Annotated in this window: 9 protein-coding genes and 5 pseudogenes; 9 read left to right on the top strand and 5 right to left on the bottom strand. The window is 67.1% G+C overall.

Annotated elements, in window-relative coordinates; genetic code table 11:
- Positions 1–70 precede the first annotated feature (70 nt).
- Positions 71–1,462 (bottom strand): condensation domain-containing protein, encoded by a 1,392-nt coding sequence (locus tag Q2K16_RS21260; protein ID WP_302739586.1) that lies wholly within the window; start codon positions 1,460–1,462, stop codon positions 71–73.
- A gap of 283 nt (positions 1,463–1,745) precedes the next feature.
- Between Q2K16_RS21260 and Q2K16_RS21255 the strand changes: the two genes are divergently transcribed.
- The 4 genes and pseudogenes from Q2K16_RS21255 to Q2K16_RS21245 all read left to right on the top strand — a co-directional run.
- Entirely contained in the window at positions 1,746–3,005 is a 1,260-nt protein-coding gene (locus Q2K16_RS21255) for a glycosyltransferase (protein ID WP_302739585.1), read from the top strand.
- A 39-nt stretch (positions 3,006–3,044) separates the two neighbouring features.
- Positions 3,045–3,452: an IS110 family transposase gene (locus tag Q2K16_RS33075; protein ID WP_368052496.1), complete on the top strand. Its 408-nt coding sequence runs from the start codon at positions 3,045–3,047 to the stop codon at positions 3,450–3,452.
- 210 nt (positions 3,453–3,662) lie between these two features.
- Positions 3,663–3,740 (top strand): annotated as a pseudogene (locus Q2K16_RS33070) (hypothetical protein); the annotation flags it as partial.
- 21 nt (positions 3,741–3,761) lie between these two features.
- Positions 3,762–4,218: pseudogene (locus Q2K16_RS21245) on the top strand (transposase); the annotation flags it as partial.
- On the opposite strand, the pseudogene Q2K16_RS21240 reads toward Q2K16_RS21245, so the two are convergent.
- A pseudogene (locus Q2K16_RS21240) lies at positions 4,219–4,980 on the bottom strand (IS110 family transposase); the annotation flags it as partial.
- A gap of 616 nt (positions 4,981–5,596) precedes the next feature.
- Here Q2K16_RS21240 and Q2K16_RS21235 point away from each other — a divergent pair.
- Positions 5,597–7,213: a hypothetical protein gene (locus tag Q2K16_RS21235; RefSeq protein ID WP_302739581.1), complete on the top strand. Its 1,617-nt coding sequence runs from the start codon at positions 5,597–5,599 to the stop codon at positions 7,211–7,213.
- Between the two features lie 52 nt (positions 7,214–7,265).
- Positions 7,266–8,571 (top strand): annotated as a pseudogene (locus tag Q2K16_RS21230) (IS256 family transposase).
- Between the two features lie 56 nt (positions 8,572–8,627).
- On the opposite strand, the pseudogene Q2K16_RS21225 reads toward Q2K16_RS21230, so the two are convergent.
- Both Q2K16_RS21225 and Q2K16_RS21220 read right to left on the bottom strand, forming a co-directional pair.
- Positions 8,628–10,046: pseudogene (locus Q2K16_RS21225) on the bottom strand (amidohydrolase).
- Positions 10,047–10,222: 176 nt separating this feature from the next.
- Complete coding sequence (locus Q2K16_RS21220) at positions 10,223–11,029, bottom strand: AMP-binding enzyme (RefSeq protein WP_302739580.1); 807 nt, start codon at positions 11,027–11,029, stop codon at positions 10,223–10,225.
- A gap of 8 nt (positions 11,030–11,037) precedes the next feature.
- Here Q2K16_RS21220 and Q2K16_RS21215 point away from each other — a divergent pair, with 8 nt between their 5' ends.
- Positions 11,038–11,343 carry a TetR-type transcription factor C-terminal domain-containing protein gene (locus Q2K16_RS21215; RefSeq protein ID WP_489671929.1) on the top strand — a complete coding sequence of 102 codons (306 nt, stop codon included), beginning with the start codon at positions 11,038–11,040 and terminating at the stop codon, positions 11,341–11,343.
- Between the two features lie 34 nt (positions 11,344–11,377).
- Here the strand turns inward: Q2K16_RS21215 and Q2K16_RS21210 are convergent, their stop codons facing one another.
- On the bottom strand, positions 11,378–12,781 hold the full coding sequence (locus Q2K16_RS21210; RefSeq protein WP_302739576.1) for a short-chain fatty acyl-CoA regulator family protein: 1,404 nt from the start codon (positions 12,779–12,781) through the stop codon (positions 11,378–11,380).
- Between the two features lie 143 nt (positions 12,782–12,924).
- On the opposite strand from Q2K16_RS21210, the gene Q2K16_RS21205 reads away from it, so the two are divergent.
- The gene (locus Q2K16_RS21205; RefSeq protein WP_302739574.1) at positions 12,925–14,484 is read left to right on the top strand and encodes an MmgE/PrpD family protein; all 1,560 of its coding nucleotides are present in this window, start codon (positions 12,925–12,927) and stop codon (positions 14,482–14,484) included.
- A complete protein-coding gene (gene prpB / locus Q2K16_RS21200) occupies positions 14,481–15,392 on the top strand; it encodes a methylisocitrate lyase (protein ID WP_302739573.1) in 912 nt (303 codons plus the stop codon). The genes Q2K16_RS21205 and prpB overlap by 4 nt, the downstream gene beginning before the upstream one ends.
- Positions 15,393–15,431 lie beyond the last annotated feature (39 nt).

Below are 15,431 nucleotides of genomic sequence, written 5' to 3'. Positions count from 1 at the left end.
CTCGCCCTCATCGATCGGCGGCCCAGAGCTACCAGCCTGACCTGCAAGATCAGGTTGGAAAGGGCTCAATCTAGTCTGCTGCGTGGAGTACCTCCGTAAGAGTTGCGGCGATGGCGGACCGGTATGCCGCCATCGCCTGCCGGCACTGGGGCAGATCCGGCATGATGCAGTTCAGGCTTACTCCGGACGAGTTTCGATAAAACCACATATTTCCAGTGTTGGTGTGTGAGGCGTTCGGGATTGTCGACGGCCGCCAGATGTGATACTGCTCGGAACTCGGCATTCTTCGATAGTCGATGAATGAAAAAAAGTTGACAGGGTATGGCCAAGTTCTCAAGTGGTAATGCTGCGGTGCCAGCAATTCCCAGGCTTTGACGAATGGCACGTCCACACTCTTGATTAAGGATCTGAAGCTCTCTTGTGCGGCGTGGAGGACTTCCGGAAATGAAAGGTCGCTCGACACTGAAAATGCAATGGGCAGGGTGTTGACAAACCACCCGAATGATTCATGCCACTGCGGATCTCTCCGCTCGCTGACGGGGATGAATCCGTAGTACGAAGTTGCTCCGGAGACTTTCCGCAGCGCGACCCCCACTGCGGCCAGCAGGCCCAGGAATAGCTTTCCATTGTGGCGGAAGCACAGGTTTTCGAACGCCTTTGAATCCTCATCGTCGAGGAGTTGGACTGTCGCACTGTAAGCCGGATACATACGACCACTCTCAATGCCGAGGTCGAGTGGGATCTGTGGAAACAGGCTTCCGGATTCTGCAACAAAAGATCGCCAGTACTCTAGTTCCGGACCATCCGATGCGATCCCGGAGTACTTTACCCGTTGAGCTTGAGCGAAGTCGAGGTAGCTGCCCACGACCTTGAAGGGAAGTTGACGCCCGGCCGTGGCGTCTGCATACGCGCTCTGTATTTGATTGACGGCAACCGCCAGGGATACTCCGTCGCAAACAATGTGGTCAAACGCCAGGAAGACTGTTGAGTGATCGGCGCTGACCACCGCGCCCATGCGGAACAGCGGCCACGACAGTGTGCTGATTTCTTGGTCGAAAACTGCCTTCAAATGGTTAAGGGCGGCATCGCTCGTTGGCATCTCTCCGCTGTCTACATAGTGAAGATTGACGTCGCCAGGGGGCATAACATCACACCGCAGCGCGCCGGCGAGGTGTTCAAAACCACACCTCAAGACTTCATGTTGCTCCACGAAGTGTCGAAGAGCGCTCTCGAGCGCATGCAGATCGACGCGACCAGGGATCTTAAAGGTGATCGCGATCCAGTAATCCTCAGAAGCGTGCTCCCGCCGCGCGGAAAGCGCCGCCGAAAAGTGCTTTTCCTGGTTGAACGAGGCGGCTTTCTCGCCAAGGTGGGCCGGGTCCAGATTCTCGGGAGCGCAAAGCTGCCACTCGTAAATGTGGCCGGGTGCTACCTCGAGGTCCGAAAACGGGATCTGTTGCATATGAGTCCGTCCCTCCTGAACGTTAGGCTTACGGTCGCAGCCGAAATGCCATGCGGTTCGCAACCCAGGGGTGCATTTTCGTGTGCAACCACAAGGGATTATATTCTCTCGGTGGCCATGTCCTGGGTGGCTGAGCGAAACGTCCAGCTTGGCGGAATTTGCAGGCGAAGCGCGGGATTCCCTCTGATGGATATGACCATGAGTGCCGCCTCACTGTTCGGCACTGGCACGTGTAGAACTGAAGGAGGATCATTGTCGATATCTAGCGGGAAGGTGCGTGTAAATGATATTGCTCCTGGCGGCATTCGGATCACGTGGCGATGTTGATCCTTTCGTTGCACTCGGCTGCGCGTTGGTCAATGCGGGCCACCAAGTGCGGCTGTCGACCCAGCGCGAGTTCTGCGACCTTGGCCGTGACGCGGGTCTGGACATGAGGCCGATCGACATGGACTCCAGCCGTCACCTACTCGATCTACCGGCGGCTCGCGCAGCCCTGCGTCGAAACTACGATCCTGTGGCGATTGCGCGACTGATGTCAGCGATGACGCCCCAGTTTGAGCGCATCTATCGGGGCATGCTCTCCGCTGCACGGGGTGCGGAGGCAATACTCTGTCACCCGATGGTGTTCCCCGCACTCGACGTCGCCGGTTGCCTGGGGATACCCGTTGTGGAGGTGCATCACGTGCCCGCAGTCCGAACGCGCGTGTTCCCCTCCGCTGCGGGGCACCGGATCGGTCATACGCTGGGACCTTTAGGCAACCGGCTTTCATATGCTGCTGACGAGTGGGTTGCCTGGAGGTTGACCGGGCGCATCATGAACCGGCTCGGGACAAGAATTCTTGATCGTCCACCGCTGTCCACCCGGCAGGCGCTGAACCTGCGACACCGACGGGTCGGAGTGATTGTCGGGGTGAGTCCGAAGGTGCTGCCTCGGCCGGACGACTGGCCGGCGGAGGTGATCATGACGGGCTATCTGCAAGGTCCTGTTCGAACCCGCGTCACGCTTGATCACGGCACGTCTAGCTTCCTCGCTGCCGGTCCTCCGCCGATACTTGTCACGCTTGGCTCGACGCCGGCTCTTGAACCGCACCGGGTCAGTCAACTTCTGGTTGCCGCCGCGCGTCGTGCCGGGCTACGGATCGTCCTGCAACGGGGCGTCGCCGGACTCACTCATAACTTCGACCCACGGTGGGTGCATCTGGTTGAAGACCTCGATTATCACGAGATCCTCGGGCGGGTCGTAGCGGTGGTGCATCACGGTGGGGCTGGAACCCTCGCGCAGGTCCTGGCCCATGGTAAACCCTCGGTCGTTCTGCCAAGCTTCGCCGATCAGTTCTTCTGGGCGCACCGCGTGCCGGCCCTTGGGGTCGGGCCCCGGCCGCTGCCTCTAAAACGGCTCACTGAGTCCGGCCTGGCTCAACGGCTCGTTGAGGTCACCACCAATCCTGAGTACGACAGCCGCGCCAAGATCATCGCGGCGGGCATGGACGCAGAGGATGGTCCAAACACTGCGGCCACTGCGGTCAACGATCTTCTCACCTAAGCTGCGGTCCGCCGACCGGCAGGTGTCGCGGTCGACCCGTTGCGGTGTCGCGTTATCGAGACCCGTTACCGGTCCTCGCGGGGTAAGTCCGACGCGTGGGACGCGATGGTGCTGGCCAACATCCTGCGTACCAACGTCGAGGCGCACCGGCCGTTGCCGCAGGACAGCGAGTTGCTGAAGTCGCTGCGGGTACTGACCCGGGCGCAGCAGGACGCAGCGTGGGACCAAATCACGATTTCCAACCGGATCCGGACGGTGGCTACAGGTCTTCTTTGCTGCCGCGCCTTGAGGCGTTCGAGCGCGGTAGGCGGCATATCGGCTGGACTCGCCTACCGCCCGGATCGTCCTGGCCGCTGCGCCGACACCTGCCGCCGCAGCGGCGCTGACCGCAGACGATCTGGCGTCGATGCTGCGCGCGGCTGGCCGGCAGCGTGGCATCACCGCTGAGGCCGACAAGCTGCACCACCTGCTCGGCAGCGAGCAGATGCGCCAGCCCGCAGCCGTAGAGGACGCGATGGGCCTGCAACTGCAGGGCTTGGTCTGGCAGCTCGACGGGGTCTGCCAGGCGCTGGCACAGCTGGAACACCGCATCGACAACGTGTTCACCGCGCACTCCGACGCGAAGATCATGACGAGTGAGCCCGGCCTCGGAGTGCACTGGGTGCCCGCCTGCTGGCCGAGATCGGCGACGACTGGAACAGATTCGCCGACGCCCGCGCACTACGGGCCTTCGCGGGCCCTGCGCCGGTGACCCGGGCAGCAGGCAAAAGCACCCGCAACGGCAGCCGGACCAAGACCGTGCTCACCGACGTCGGCCCGGTCGAGGTCCGGGTTCCACGCGACGCCGCCGGGGGGGTGAGCCGCAGATCGTGCGCAAGCGCCAGCAGTGTCTGACCGGGGTCGACGACATGGTGCTGTCGCTGTCGGCCAAGGGCTGCACCCATGGGGAGATCGCCGCGCACCTAGCCGAGGTGTCGAAGCAGACCATCTCCACCATCACCGACAAGGTCATGGACGGAGTGGCGGAGTGGCGGAGTGGCCCCCTCGACAGGGGAATCCCATTGTATTCATCGACGCCATCAACGTCAAGATCCGCGATGGTCAGGTCGCGAACCGGCCGATCTACGTCGTCATGGCGGTCACGGTCGACAGGCATTGCGACATCCTCGGGATCTGGGCTGGGGACGGCGGTGAGGGCGCGAAGCACTGGCTACAGGATCGTCTCTGCCGCTGTCGTGCCTGGGACGGTGACGGTCTGCTCGTCGAGGGCGGTCATGATCTGCTCGACGAGCCGGTCGCCCATGCGGGGTGCGTGGACGGTGGCGATCGAGGTCAGTTTGCGGCGGCCGGCCTTGCGTGGCCCGGCCGGGCCGCCGCAGCGCGACAGCAACTGCAGGACCGCCTTGTGGTGGACTTTCGGGCCGAGGACGCGTTCCAGGGTGGGGTGGATCTGGGTGAGCAGGCCCCGGATGCGGTTGGAGATGCGGGTGGCTTCGCCGGCGAGGTCGTCGTCGAAGCCGACGAGGACTTCCAGCTCGGCCAGAGCCTCGTCGCTGACGTCGACCCGGCGCAGCGTGTGCGGCAGGGTGCGGGCCGCGTCAGCGATGACGTAGGCATCCCGGGCGTCGGTCTTCGCCGAACCGGGGTGCAGGTCAGCGATGCGACGCATCGCCAGTCCGGGCAGGTAGGCCACTTGATGACCACATGCGCGAGCCACCGCGACCGGCAGGGCACCGATCGAGGCGGGCTGGTCGACCACGACCAAGACCGTGCCATGGCGGGCCAGCTTGTCGAACAGTTGCCGCAGCCGGGCTTCGGTGTTCGGCAACGGCGCGTCGTGCAGCCGCTTGCCGTCCGGCGCCAACCCAACCGCGTGGTGACCTTCCTTACCGACGTCCAAGCCGAGGTAGACGCCGTATCCGTCGTGCACCGCACCCGCCTCCACGCATCGCTTCGTGGCCTCGGCCGCAGTCATGGCGTCGGACTGCCGGCAGCCACGTTACGAAGAGACCTACCCCGAACACGGGGTGGCCGTGTCCCTATCAGCGGTCCGCCGACGCCACCCGACCCGGCGACAACACCCCTCGGATCATGCGTTCGACAGGGGCAGGAAGTCATATCGGGCCGGGCGACCGAGGGTCCCCGGCTGGGGACGATCAAAAAGGTAACGGGGTAAGAGAAATGGAAATGTTTCAGCGCTTGTTGCGAGCGAGATTTTCGTTTGGCTCCATACTTGCAACTCAGCAGTACCCAGTGCCTGTTGAGTTAATCTGGCATCGATCGGCTCAGGAGCGGAAAGGGGGTGACATGGGTACGGGGCTATTTCGCTGCTCGGTGGCGACCGTTAAGGATCCCACTGCAAAGGGGGGCGGCGGACACTTAGCGTCAGTGATGTTACGTCGGCCAGCTCCGGACGACGTGCCCACCAAGGCACCCGACGTCATGCACGTGATGGGCGGGGTCCGCGTGCCTCCCGACCTGCCAGGTCCCGCACGTCGTCGGTGCCACCTGCCGGTGTTCGGTGACCTCGCCGAGATGATTGGGGAGGAGAGGATCTGATGGGATGGTCAATGGACGTCAATATTGGAGCCATGGTGCTCTGGCAACGGATAGCGCTACCGCTGCTCGGTATCTGCGCTGGTCTAGCTGCTGCACAGGCGGTGACCTCGACCCTGCCCACCCGCTACGAGGCACAGTCGTCCATTCTGCTGATGGCAACACCGTCGAAAGACGACCGTTCCGCAGAGCGGAGTCTCGAACTGGCACAAGACCTCGCTCCGACAGTGGCGAAGCTGGTCAGCTCCCGGGCGGTGGCCGCCGAAGCAGCCACGGCAATGTCGATGCCGGAGCAATCGGTCGCCCGAAACGTTTGGGGCGTCTACGAACCGGGTTCGCAGATCATTACGATCCGAGCCAGCGCTCCTTCCGCCCAGCGGGCAGCCGAGTTGGCCGACGCGGCCAGCCAAGCGGTGAGTAAGCAACTCACTCGTCTCAAACTGGGCAGGGACACCCCGGTGACCAGCCGAGTGGTCGACCCCGCCAGCCCAGCCACGGCGGCCTCGTTTCCGAACCCGCTGCTCAACAGTGCGCTGGGGGCGACGATCGGTCTGCTCGCCGGCTGGTGTGCATTGATGCTGCGGGGTCGCTTCGACGACCGCGTACGTGAAGTCGGGCAGTTGGAATCGCGGCTGATGCTGCCGGTCGTTGGAGTCCTGCCACCGCTGCCGCAACGGTTCGCCCGTCACCATGCCCCTGCCCTGTTCGCCCGCCGAGAGGTCGCCGAGCAGACCCAAGCCACCGTCGCGGCATTGAGCATCCTGACCGCGTCGATAGGGCGTCAGCGGCTGCTGGTCGCTGGCGTGCGTAACGACGACAACGCGGCGTTGCTGACCGCGCTGCTCGGGCTAGGGGTGGCTGCCGAACGTCGAAGGATCACCGTGATTGATGGCACGGTCCGTGATCCGGTGCTCTCTGGGCACTTTCCGGCCGCGTCGTTTACCTGGCAACAGGTCGCCGACGAGCAGCTTACCCCGTCGGTGCTGACCGGGCACCCGACGCTGACCGTACTGCCAACGGAGCCGCAGGACTGCCTGACCCCGCAGCGGATCCGGGAACTCGGCGACCTGCTGAACGCACTCGACGAGACCGAGGAAGCGGTGCTTGTGCATGCGCCGCCTGTATCGGCCAGCAGCGACACCGCAGTGCTAGCCCGGCACGTTGACGGGGTGTTGCTGGTGGTCGTGGCCGGCCGCACCCGGTTGACCGAGGCAGTCCGCGCCGCACGGTTGCTGCGTCGGTTGAATCTACCGTTGGTGGGGGTAATCGCGGTCGGTGCCGCCGACCATACCGGTCACCGGGCGGCGCGGGCAACGACGGGCATCGGCGCATTGCCGCCCGCCACCCGCGCCGAGACAGGGCCTTTGCCCGGCACCCTCACCACCGCTGTTGGTGAGGGGCATCGGCCGGCCGCCAGCCGCTATACCGCGCTACGCGTCAAGCGCAGCACCGAGCCAGCCCTTGAGCAGACGACCGAGGACGCAGCGGTCGCTGGCCGAATGCCCATGGTTGAGTGCATAGTTCCCGAACAAGTGGCCATAGACGAGCCGACCCCGGACCGCGTGGGAGTCGAGACCAGCCCTGAGCCGTCGGCCCTGCCGAACCGACGTAGTTCGGCGGGCATAGAGGATCTGTGGGGCGACACACGCTAAAGGAGGGACTGTAAAACGAACGGTGTAACTCCTGATCAAGGAGCAGCACCTGATGATGGATGTCGTGATCACCGAGGTCGATACTGGCCAGGTGGGGAAGCGTGGGCCGGCGGGGCCGGTGGGAGACGGGGTCGACGATCAGTTCGTCGCTCAGGTGGTGGAGCAGGCCCGGGCGGCGGGTCTGCAGCTCACCGGCGAGGGCGGGCTGCTGCAGCAGCTGACCAAGCGGGTCCTGGAGGCCGCTCTGGACGGTGAGATCACTGACCACCTGGGCTACGAGAAGGGCGACCCGGCCGGGAACAACGGTCAGAATTCCCGCAACGGGGTGCGGGGCAAGACGGTGCTGACCGAGGTCGGCCCGGTGTAGATCGCGGTGCCCCGTGACCGCGACGGCAGCTTCGAGCCGCAGATCGTGCGCAAGCGTCAACGCCGGCTCTCTGGGGTCGAGGACATGGTGATCTCGTTGTCGGCCAAGGGATTGACCACCGGGGAGATTCAGGCCCACCTGTCCGAGGTGTATGGCGCGGACGTGTCCCGGCAGACGATCTCCACGATCACCGACAGGGTCGTCGACGGGATGACCGAGTGGCAGAACCGGCCCCTGGACTCGGTCTACCCGGTGATCTTCCTCGACGCGGTGCACGTGAAGATCCGCGACGGGAAGGTCGCGAACAGGCCGATCTATGTGGCCCTGGCCGTCACGGTCGACGGCAACCGGGACATCCTCGGGCTGTGGGCCGGCGGGCGGCGGTGAGGGCGCGAAGTTCTGGCTCGGCGTGCTGACCGAGCTGAAGAACCGGGGTGTCGCGGACGCGTGCATGGTGGTCTGCGACGGACGCAAGGGCTTGCCGGACGCGATCGGGCAGACCTGGCCCGAAGCGGTCGTGCAGACCTGCGTCATCCACCTGCTGCGGGCGTCGTTCCGCTACGCCGGCCGGCAGCACTGGGACGCCATCGCCAAGGCGTTGAAGCCTGTCTACACGGCGTCGACCGAGGCCGCCGCCCGAGAACGCTTCGCCGAGTTCACGCAGGCGTGGGGCACGAAGTATCCGGCCATCATCCGACTGTGGGAACAGGCGTGGGCCGAGTTCGTCCCGTTCCTGGCCTTCGACGCCGAGATCCGCACCGTCATCTGCTCCACCAACGCCATCGAGTCCGTCAACGCCCGGATCCGCCGAGCCGTCCGAGCCCGCGGCCACTTCCCGAACGAGGGCGCCGCACTCAAGTGCGTCTACCTCGCGGTGATGAGCCTGGACCCGACTGGGCAGGGCCGCCGACGATGGACCATGCGCTGGAAACCCGCCCTGAACGCCTTCGAGATGGCCTTCGAAGGACGCCTGACCGCAAACCGCAAGTAACCCTCAACAACCCGAGTTACACCGTTCGTTTGACAGACCCTCGAGGTCGGCGGGGATCAGTTCCATCGGAAGGTGCCACCGATCATCGTGCGCAGCACCGGGATGTCCGCGATCTGGTCGGGGGCGACGGTGGTGAGGTCGTCGCCGAGGACGGTCAGGTCGGCGAGTTTGCCGATGGTGAGGGAGCCGGTGCGGTGGTCCTGACGGGATGCGTACGCGGAGCCGAGGGTGTAGGCGCGCAGCGCCTGCCGGACTGTGATCTCCTCCTCGGGTGTGAAGGATGCTCCCGATGCGGTGCGGCGGGTGACCATCGACTGGATGCCGAGCAGCGGTGCGCCGGTGACCACGGGACGGTCGGAACTGCCGGGCAGGACCATGCCCGCGTCGAGTAGCGACCGCAGCCGGTAGGCCCAGGGCACCCGGTCGGTGCCGAGCGCGGTGCGCATTCCGTCGCCAATCTCGGTCACGAACCGCGCCTGCGGTACCGGTACCATGCCGAGCGCGGTAGCGCGGTGGACCTGGTCTGGTCGGACCACTCCGAAGTGTTCGATCCGGTGGCGTGTGTCCGGGCGGGGAGCCGGCGTTGCGCCTCGCTGTAGATGTCCAGGGCAAGGTCGATGGCCGCGTCGCCGATGGCGTGGGCGGCGACCTGCCAGCCGCTGGTGTGTGCGGCCGGGATTGTCGCGCGCAGTCGAGCCGGGTCCTGCTGCAGGTATCCGGCCTGGCCGGGTCGGTCGGCGTAGGGTCGGGTCAGGGCTGCGGTGCGTCCGATCAGGGAGCCGTCGAGGAAGATCTTCATCGGGCCCAGGCGGAGAAAGCCGTCTCCGAAGCCGGTGCGGATGCCGAGGTCCAGGCCGAAAGTGATGTCGTCGTGCGGGTGGCCGGCGAGTGGGTGAAGCGCGTCGGCGGTGACCATGAGCTCGGTCCGTACGTGTAGTCGGTTCTGCTCTCGGGCGTTCAGGTAGGCGGCCAACTCGATGGGGCTCTTGCCGATCCAGCCGCCGCCGATACCGGCCTCGACCATGCTGGTGATGCCCTCGCGCAGGTACTGCCGGCCGGCCCGGTCGATGGCGGCGGTCAACGCCTCGACCGGGTAGGGCAGGACCAGTTCGTGGGCCAGGTTCTGCGCCTGTTTCCTGAAGCAGGCCGGTGGGGCGGCCGGCATGGTCGGTGACGACGCTTCCGCCGGGCACGTCTCGTGGTCGCTCGTGCAGGTCGAGGTGGTGCAGTACCCGGGAGTTGACCACGCACATGTGTCCGGACACGTGCTTGAGGAGCACGTGATGATCGGGGGCCACGGCGTCCAGGTCGTCGCGGTGTGGATGCCGGCCGAGGATGTTCTCGTCGTAGCCGCTGCCGATCAGCCAGCTGCCGACGGGTGCCTGAGCGGCTCGTTCGGCGATGGTGGCGAGCAGTGCCGGCAGGCTGGATACGCGCAGGTCGATTTCGTCGAGAGCAAGTCCGTACCAGGCCATGTGGTTGTGTGCGTCGTGAAAGCCGGGCACTACGGTGGCCCCGTCGAGGTCGATCACCTGCCGGGCGGGAATCACGTCGAGGGCGACAATCCGGTCGCCACTGATCGCCACCGCGCGAGCGCCGACGCCGTCGACGGTGATGACGCGGGCGTTGGTCAGCAGAAGATCCGCGGTGCTCATCGCGGCACGTCGCGGTCGAGCTGGTCTTTCGCGACCCGCTCGGAGGGGGTGCGGGGCAGGTCGTCACGGAACGTCCAGTAGCGCGGCACCTTGAACGCCGCCAACCGCTGCGCGCACCAGTCGTGGAGTTCCTCGGCTGTCGTGGCACCCACGACGTAGGCCCTGACCTCCTCGCCGCGCAGGTCGTCGGGCACACCCACCACTGCGGCGAGGCGCACCCGAGGATGCTCCATCAGCACGTGCTCCACCTCGGCGGCGGCGATGTTCTCACCACTACGGCGGATCATGTCCTTGATCCGGCCGACGTGGTATACCCGGCCCTCAGCGTCGAGGCGGGCCAGGTCACCGGTGGGCAGCCAGCCGTCCCGCCAGGGCGGTGGGTGGCCGAGGTAGCCGTCGAACATGCCGGGACCGCGCAGCAGCAACTCCCCGTCGGCGGAGATCATGACCTTCCGGTAGGCTGCCGGCCGCCCCAGGCAGCCCGTTCCGCGTAGCTCGTCGTGCTCCTGCGGACCCACGCGGATGTCGGCGCCGGTCTCGGTCATGCCGAATGCCTCGCACCACTTCACGCCCCAGCGCTGTTCCAACTCCGCATGCCGGTGGGCGGGGATGGCCGAGCACTGCACCACGCGTACCCGGTGGTCGTGGTCGTGCGGGTCCGGGGGCATGGCCAGCAGCAGTGCGGGCATCGTGCCCAGGCAGTAGAAGTAGGTCGCCCGGTAGCGACGGACGTCCGACCAGAAGCGGCTCGGGTGGAAGCCGCTGAGGACCACCAGCTCGGCGCCGGCCAACAGCGCGGTCACCACGTTCCATTGGGGGTCGACGGGACCGCTACGAGCGGTTATGGCAGGCCGCCATCACCGATGGTGTGACCGACGGCGTCTTCCAACTCCGGGCGCCGGACGTGGCGCGGCGGGCGCTGCTGGAGATGTGTAGTGGCGTCGCGCGGTGGTATCGCCCGGACGGGCCGTTGTCGGTGGAGCAGATGGCCGCCCGCTACACCGAGTTGGCGCTCAACCTGCTCGGTGTGTCCGGGCCGGTGCCCGACCTCGACCCCGCCATCGCCCGCGACGCGCACCGCATGGTCGCCGAGTTGTGGCCGGAGCGCACCGGGTAGCGGACCACCGGCGCGCGCAGACGGCGGCAACCCGCTATCTGCGGTCCACCGCGTAGGGGATGACGGTGCGTCGGTTCTCGTCGATGAGTAGTCCGCCGGCGGCGGGCGGACGCGCGCGTTGGGCGCAGTCGCGGCGTTCGCAGATGCGGCAGCCGAGGCCGATGGGGGTGGCGGTGCGGGGGTCGTCGAGGGCGATGCCGTCGCTGTAGACGAGCCGGTGGGCGTGGCGTAGTTCGCAGCCGAGAGCGACGGCGAAGGTGCTGCGCGGGCTGTGGTGTCCGCGCCCGCCGTGGGTGACGGTGCGGGCGATCCAGAAGTAGCGTTTACCGTCGGGCATCTCGGCGACCTGGGTGAGGATCCGTCCGGGGGCGGCGAACGCCTCGTAGATGATCCACAGGGGGCAGGTGCCGCCGAAGCGGGAGAAGTGGAAGTCGGTCGCGGACTGTCGTTTCGAGATGTTCCCGGCGCGGTCGACGCGCAGGAAGGCGAACGGCACTCCGCGACAGGTCGGTCGTTGCAGGGTGCTGAGCCGGTGGCAGACGGTTTCGAAGCTGACGCCGTACTGGCCGGCGAGCAGCTCGACGTCGTAGCGCAACTGTTCGGCCTGGCGGTGGAAGTCGGTGTAGGGCATCAGCAGCGCGCCCGCGTAGTAGTTGCCGAGGCCGATGCGGGCCAGCGCGGTCGCCGGCGGCGAGGTGAGGCCGGCCGCCAGCTCGCTGATCCGGTCGCCGTGTTCGAGGAATGCCAGCTGCGTGGCCATCTGGAAGGCGCATTGGCCGTCGGTGTGGTTGGCGGCCAGGTGGAGCACGCGACTGTCGGGGTCGTACCGGCGTGACTCGGCGGTGGGAGCCGTGACGACCACCCCGACGCCGTGGTGGTCGCGCAGGTGTCGGCTGAGCGCCTCGGTTGCCCGGGCGGGCGTCAGCCGTAGTCGGCCGGCGAGTTGCTCGGCGGCGGTGTCCAGCGGGTCGAAGTGGTTGTAGTGCTCGTAGAAGAAGTCGCGTACGGCGTCGTGCGGCTCACCGAGCATCGGCGGGTTGCCGGTGGGTCCGGCGAGGGCGGCGACCCGTCCGGCGGCGTCCTGGTAGCGCTGGTGCAGGGCGACCAGGGCGCGGGCGGCGGCCGGGTAGTCGCGGACGAGTTCGACGACCTCGACCGGGTCGACGCTCACGCCGCTCGCCTCGTCGGCAAGGGCGGTGCGCACGTCGGCGCCGAGTCGCTCCGCGTCGGTGTCGGCGAAGTGTTCCGGATCGACGCTGAGCACCTTGGCCAGGCGCAACAGGATGGGCGCGGTGAGCGTGCGTTGGCTATTCTCGATCTGGTTCAGGTAGCTGGTGGAGATGTCCAGACGGCGGGCGAGTTCGGCCTGGGTGAGGCCACGCTCGCGGCGGAGCCGGCGCAGTTTGGCGTGCGCGTAGAGCTTCTTGTCCGCCGTCACTCGTCGCCTCCTCGCGGCGCCCCCGAGCTGCGAATATAACACTTGCAAAATTCGCAAACGTTGCCGTTTTGCTGCTGCCCTGGTGGAAAGTACGCATCTTCCGGGCCTCGACGCAGGACCTGTCGGCCGGTGAGCCTGACAGGGTGACCATCGAGCCTGAGGAGACCCTGTTGATCGAGCATGTCGTACGCGTATCGCCCAGTGCGGAACGGCTGCCCCGCGACCGGCAACTGGCCTGGGCGCTGGCCGAGGTGGCCACCGCGCGCGCTCCGCTGGACGCCGACGCGGCGGCGATGGTCGCCAACCGGGTGATCGACAACGCCGCGGTGGCGATGGCCTCTCTGTCCCGGCGCCCGGTCGCGGTGGCCCGGGCACAGTCCCGACCACACCTGACGACCCCGGGGGCATCGGTCTACGGCGCCGACCCGACGCTGCGGGTGTCGCCCGAGTGGGCGGCCTGGGCCAACGGCACCGCCGTGCGGGAGTTGGACTTCCACGACACCTACCTGGCGGCGGACTACTCCCACCCGGGGGACAACATCCCGCCGTTGCTCGCCGTCGCCCAGCACGTCGGTGCCGGCGGCGCGGACCTGCTGCGCGGCCTGCTGGTCGCCTACGAGGTGCACGTGGCCCTAGTAACCGGGATCTGTCTGCACAAGCACAAGATCGACCATGTGGCGCATCTGAGCGCGGCGACGGCCTGCGGGCTGGGCGCGCTGCTGCGTCTGCCCACCGAGGTGGTCTACCAGGCCATCGGTCAGGCGGTACACACCACCACCGCCACCCGCCAGTCCCGCAAGGGCGAAATCTCCTCGTGGAAGGCGTACGCCCCCGCGTTCGCCGGCAAGGCCGCGATCGAGGCGGTCGACCGCGCGATGCGCGGCGAGGACGCCCCGGCACCCATCTACGAGGGTGAGGACGGATTCATCGCCTGGCTGCTCGACGGCCCGGACGCCACCTACACCATGCCTCTACCGGCACCCGGGGATCCGCTGCGCGGCATCCTGCGCACCTACACCAAGGAACACTCCGCCGAGTACCAGGCCCAGGCGCTCATCGACCTCGCCCGCGCGATGCGCGACAAGCTGCCCGGCATCGACACCGCCGCCGGGGTGGACCGGATCGAATCGATCGTCCTACACACCAGCCACCACACCCACCACGTGATCGGCTCGGGAGCCAACGACCCGCAGAAGTACGACCCGACCGCGAGCCGGGAGACCCTCGACCACTCCATTCCCTACATCTTGGCCGTGGCGCTGCAGGACGGGGCCTGGCACCACGTCGACTCGTACGACCCGCAGCGGGCCGGCCGCCCCGACACCGTCGCCCTCTGGAACAAGATCACCACCGTCGAGGAGCCGGAGTGGACCCGCCGCTACCACAGCCCGGACCCGACGCAGAAGGCCTTCGGCGGACGCCTGGAGATCACCCTCACCGACGGCACCATGCTGGCGGACTCCCTCGCCCTGGCCGACGCCCACCCCGACGGCGCACGTCCCTTCGACCGCCCGGCGTATGTCCGCAAGTTCACCACCCTCGCCGAGGGCGTGGTCCCCGCCGACGCCCAGCGGGAGTTCCTCGACGCCGCCGCCCGGCTCGCCGACCTCACCGGTGCAGAACTGCCGGCGTTGTTCCCCACGGTCGACCACGCGGCGATCGCGCACGCCGACGCCGCCCTACCGGGAGGAATCTTCCGATGAGCTACCTGTACGCGCGCACCAGCGCCACCGCCAAACGCGCGGCGCTGCGCGCCGGCCTGGCCAGCGGCGAGCTGCTGCGGCTGCCGGGCGCCTTCAACCCGTTGACCGCCCGGATCGTGCAGCAGACCGGATTCGAGGGGGTGTACGTCTCCGGCGGGGCGTTGTCGGCCGCCGCCGGTCTGCCCGACATCGGCCTGACCACACTGACCGAGGTCGCCGGCTGGGCCGGGGACATCGCCGCCAGCACCGACCTGCCGGCGCTTGTCGACGCCGACACCGGCTTCGGCGAGCCGCTGAACGCAGCCCGCACCGTGCAACGGTTGGAGGACGCAGGACTGGCCGGTTGCCACCTGGAAGACCAGGTCAACCCGAAACGCTGCGGACACCTGGACGGCAAGACACTGATCGCGCCACCGGACATGGTGCGTCGCCTGCGGGCAGCCGTGGCCGCGCGCCGCGACCCCGATTTCCTGATCATGGCCCGCACCGACGCGCGTGCGGTCGAGGGCCTGGACGGTGCGATCGCCCGAGCGAAGGCGTACGTCGACGCCGGAGCGGACGCGATCTTCCCGGAGGCACTGGCCGACGAGGCGGAGTTCGCCGCCTTCCGGGCCGCCGTCGACGTGCCGCTGCTGGCCAACATGACCGAGTTCGGCAAGGGCCCGAGCCTCACCGTCGACCAACTCCGCGACCTCGGCTACAACCTCGTCATCTATCCGGTCACCACGCTGCGACTGGCGATGGGAGCGGTCGAGTCCGGTCTGCGTCGACTCGCCGCCGACGGCACCGCCACCGGGCTGCTCGACACGATGATGACCCGTTCCCGGCTCTACGAGGTCATCGACTACGACCAGTACAGCCGCTTCGACGCCGATGTCGCCGGTTTCACCCTGCCACCCGACGCCTGACCACCACGCGGGCGCGGCGCGTCCCGACATCCTGGAGGA

Source organism: Micromonospora cynarisoli, assembly GCF_030518815.1.
Lineage (GTDB): Bacteria > Actinomycetota > Actinomycetes > Mycobacteriales > Micromonosporaceae > Micromonospora > Micromonospora wenchangensis.
Note: the sequence above shows the minus strand (reverse complement) of the source record. Positions and strands in the feature narration are given on the sequence as shown.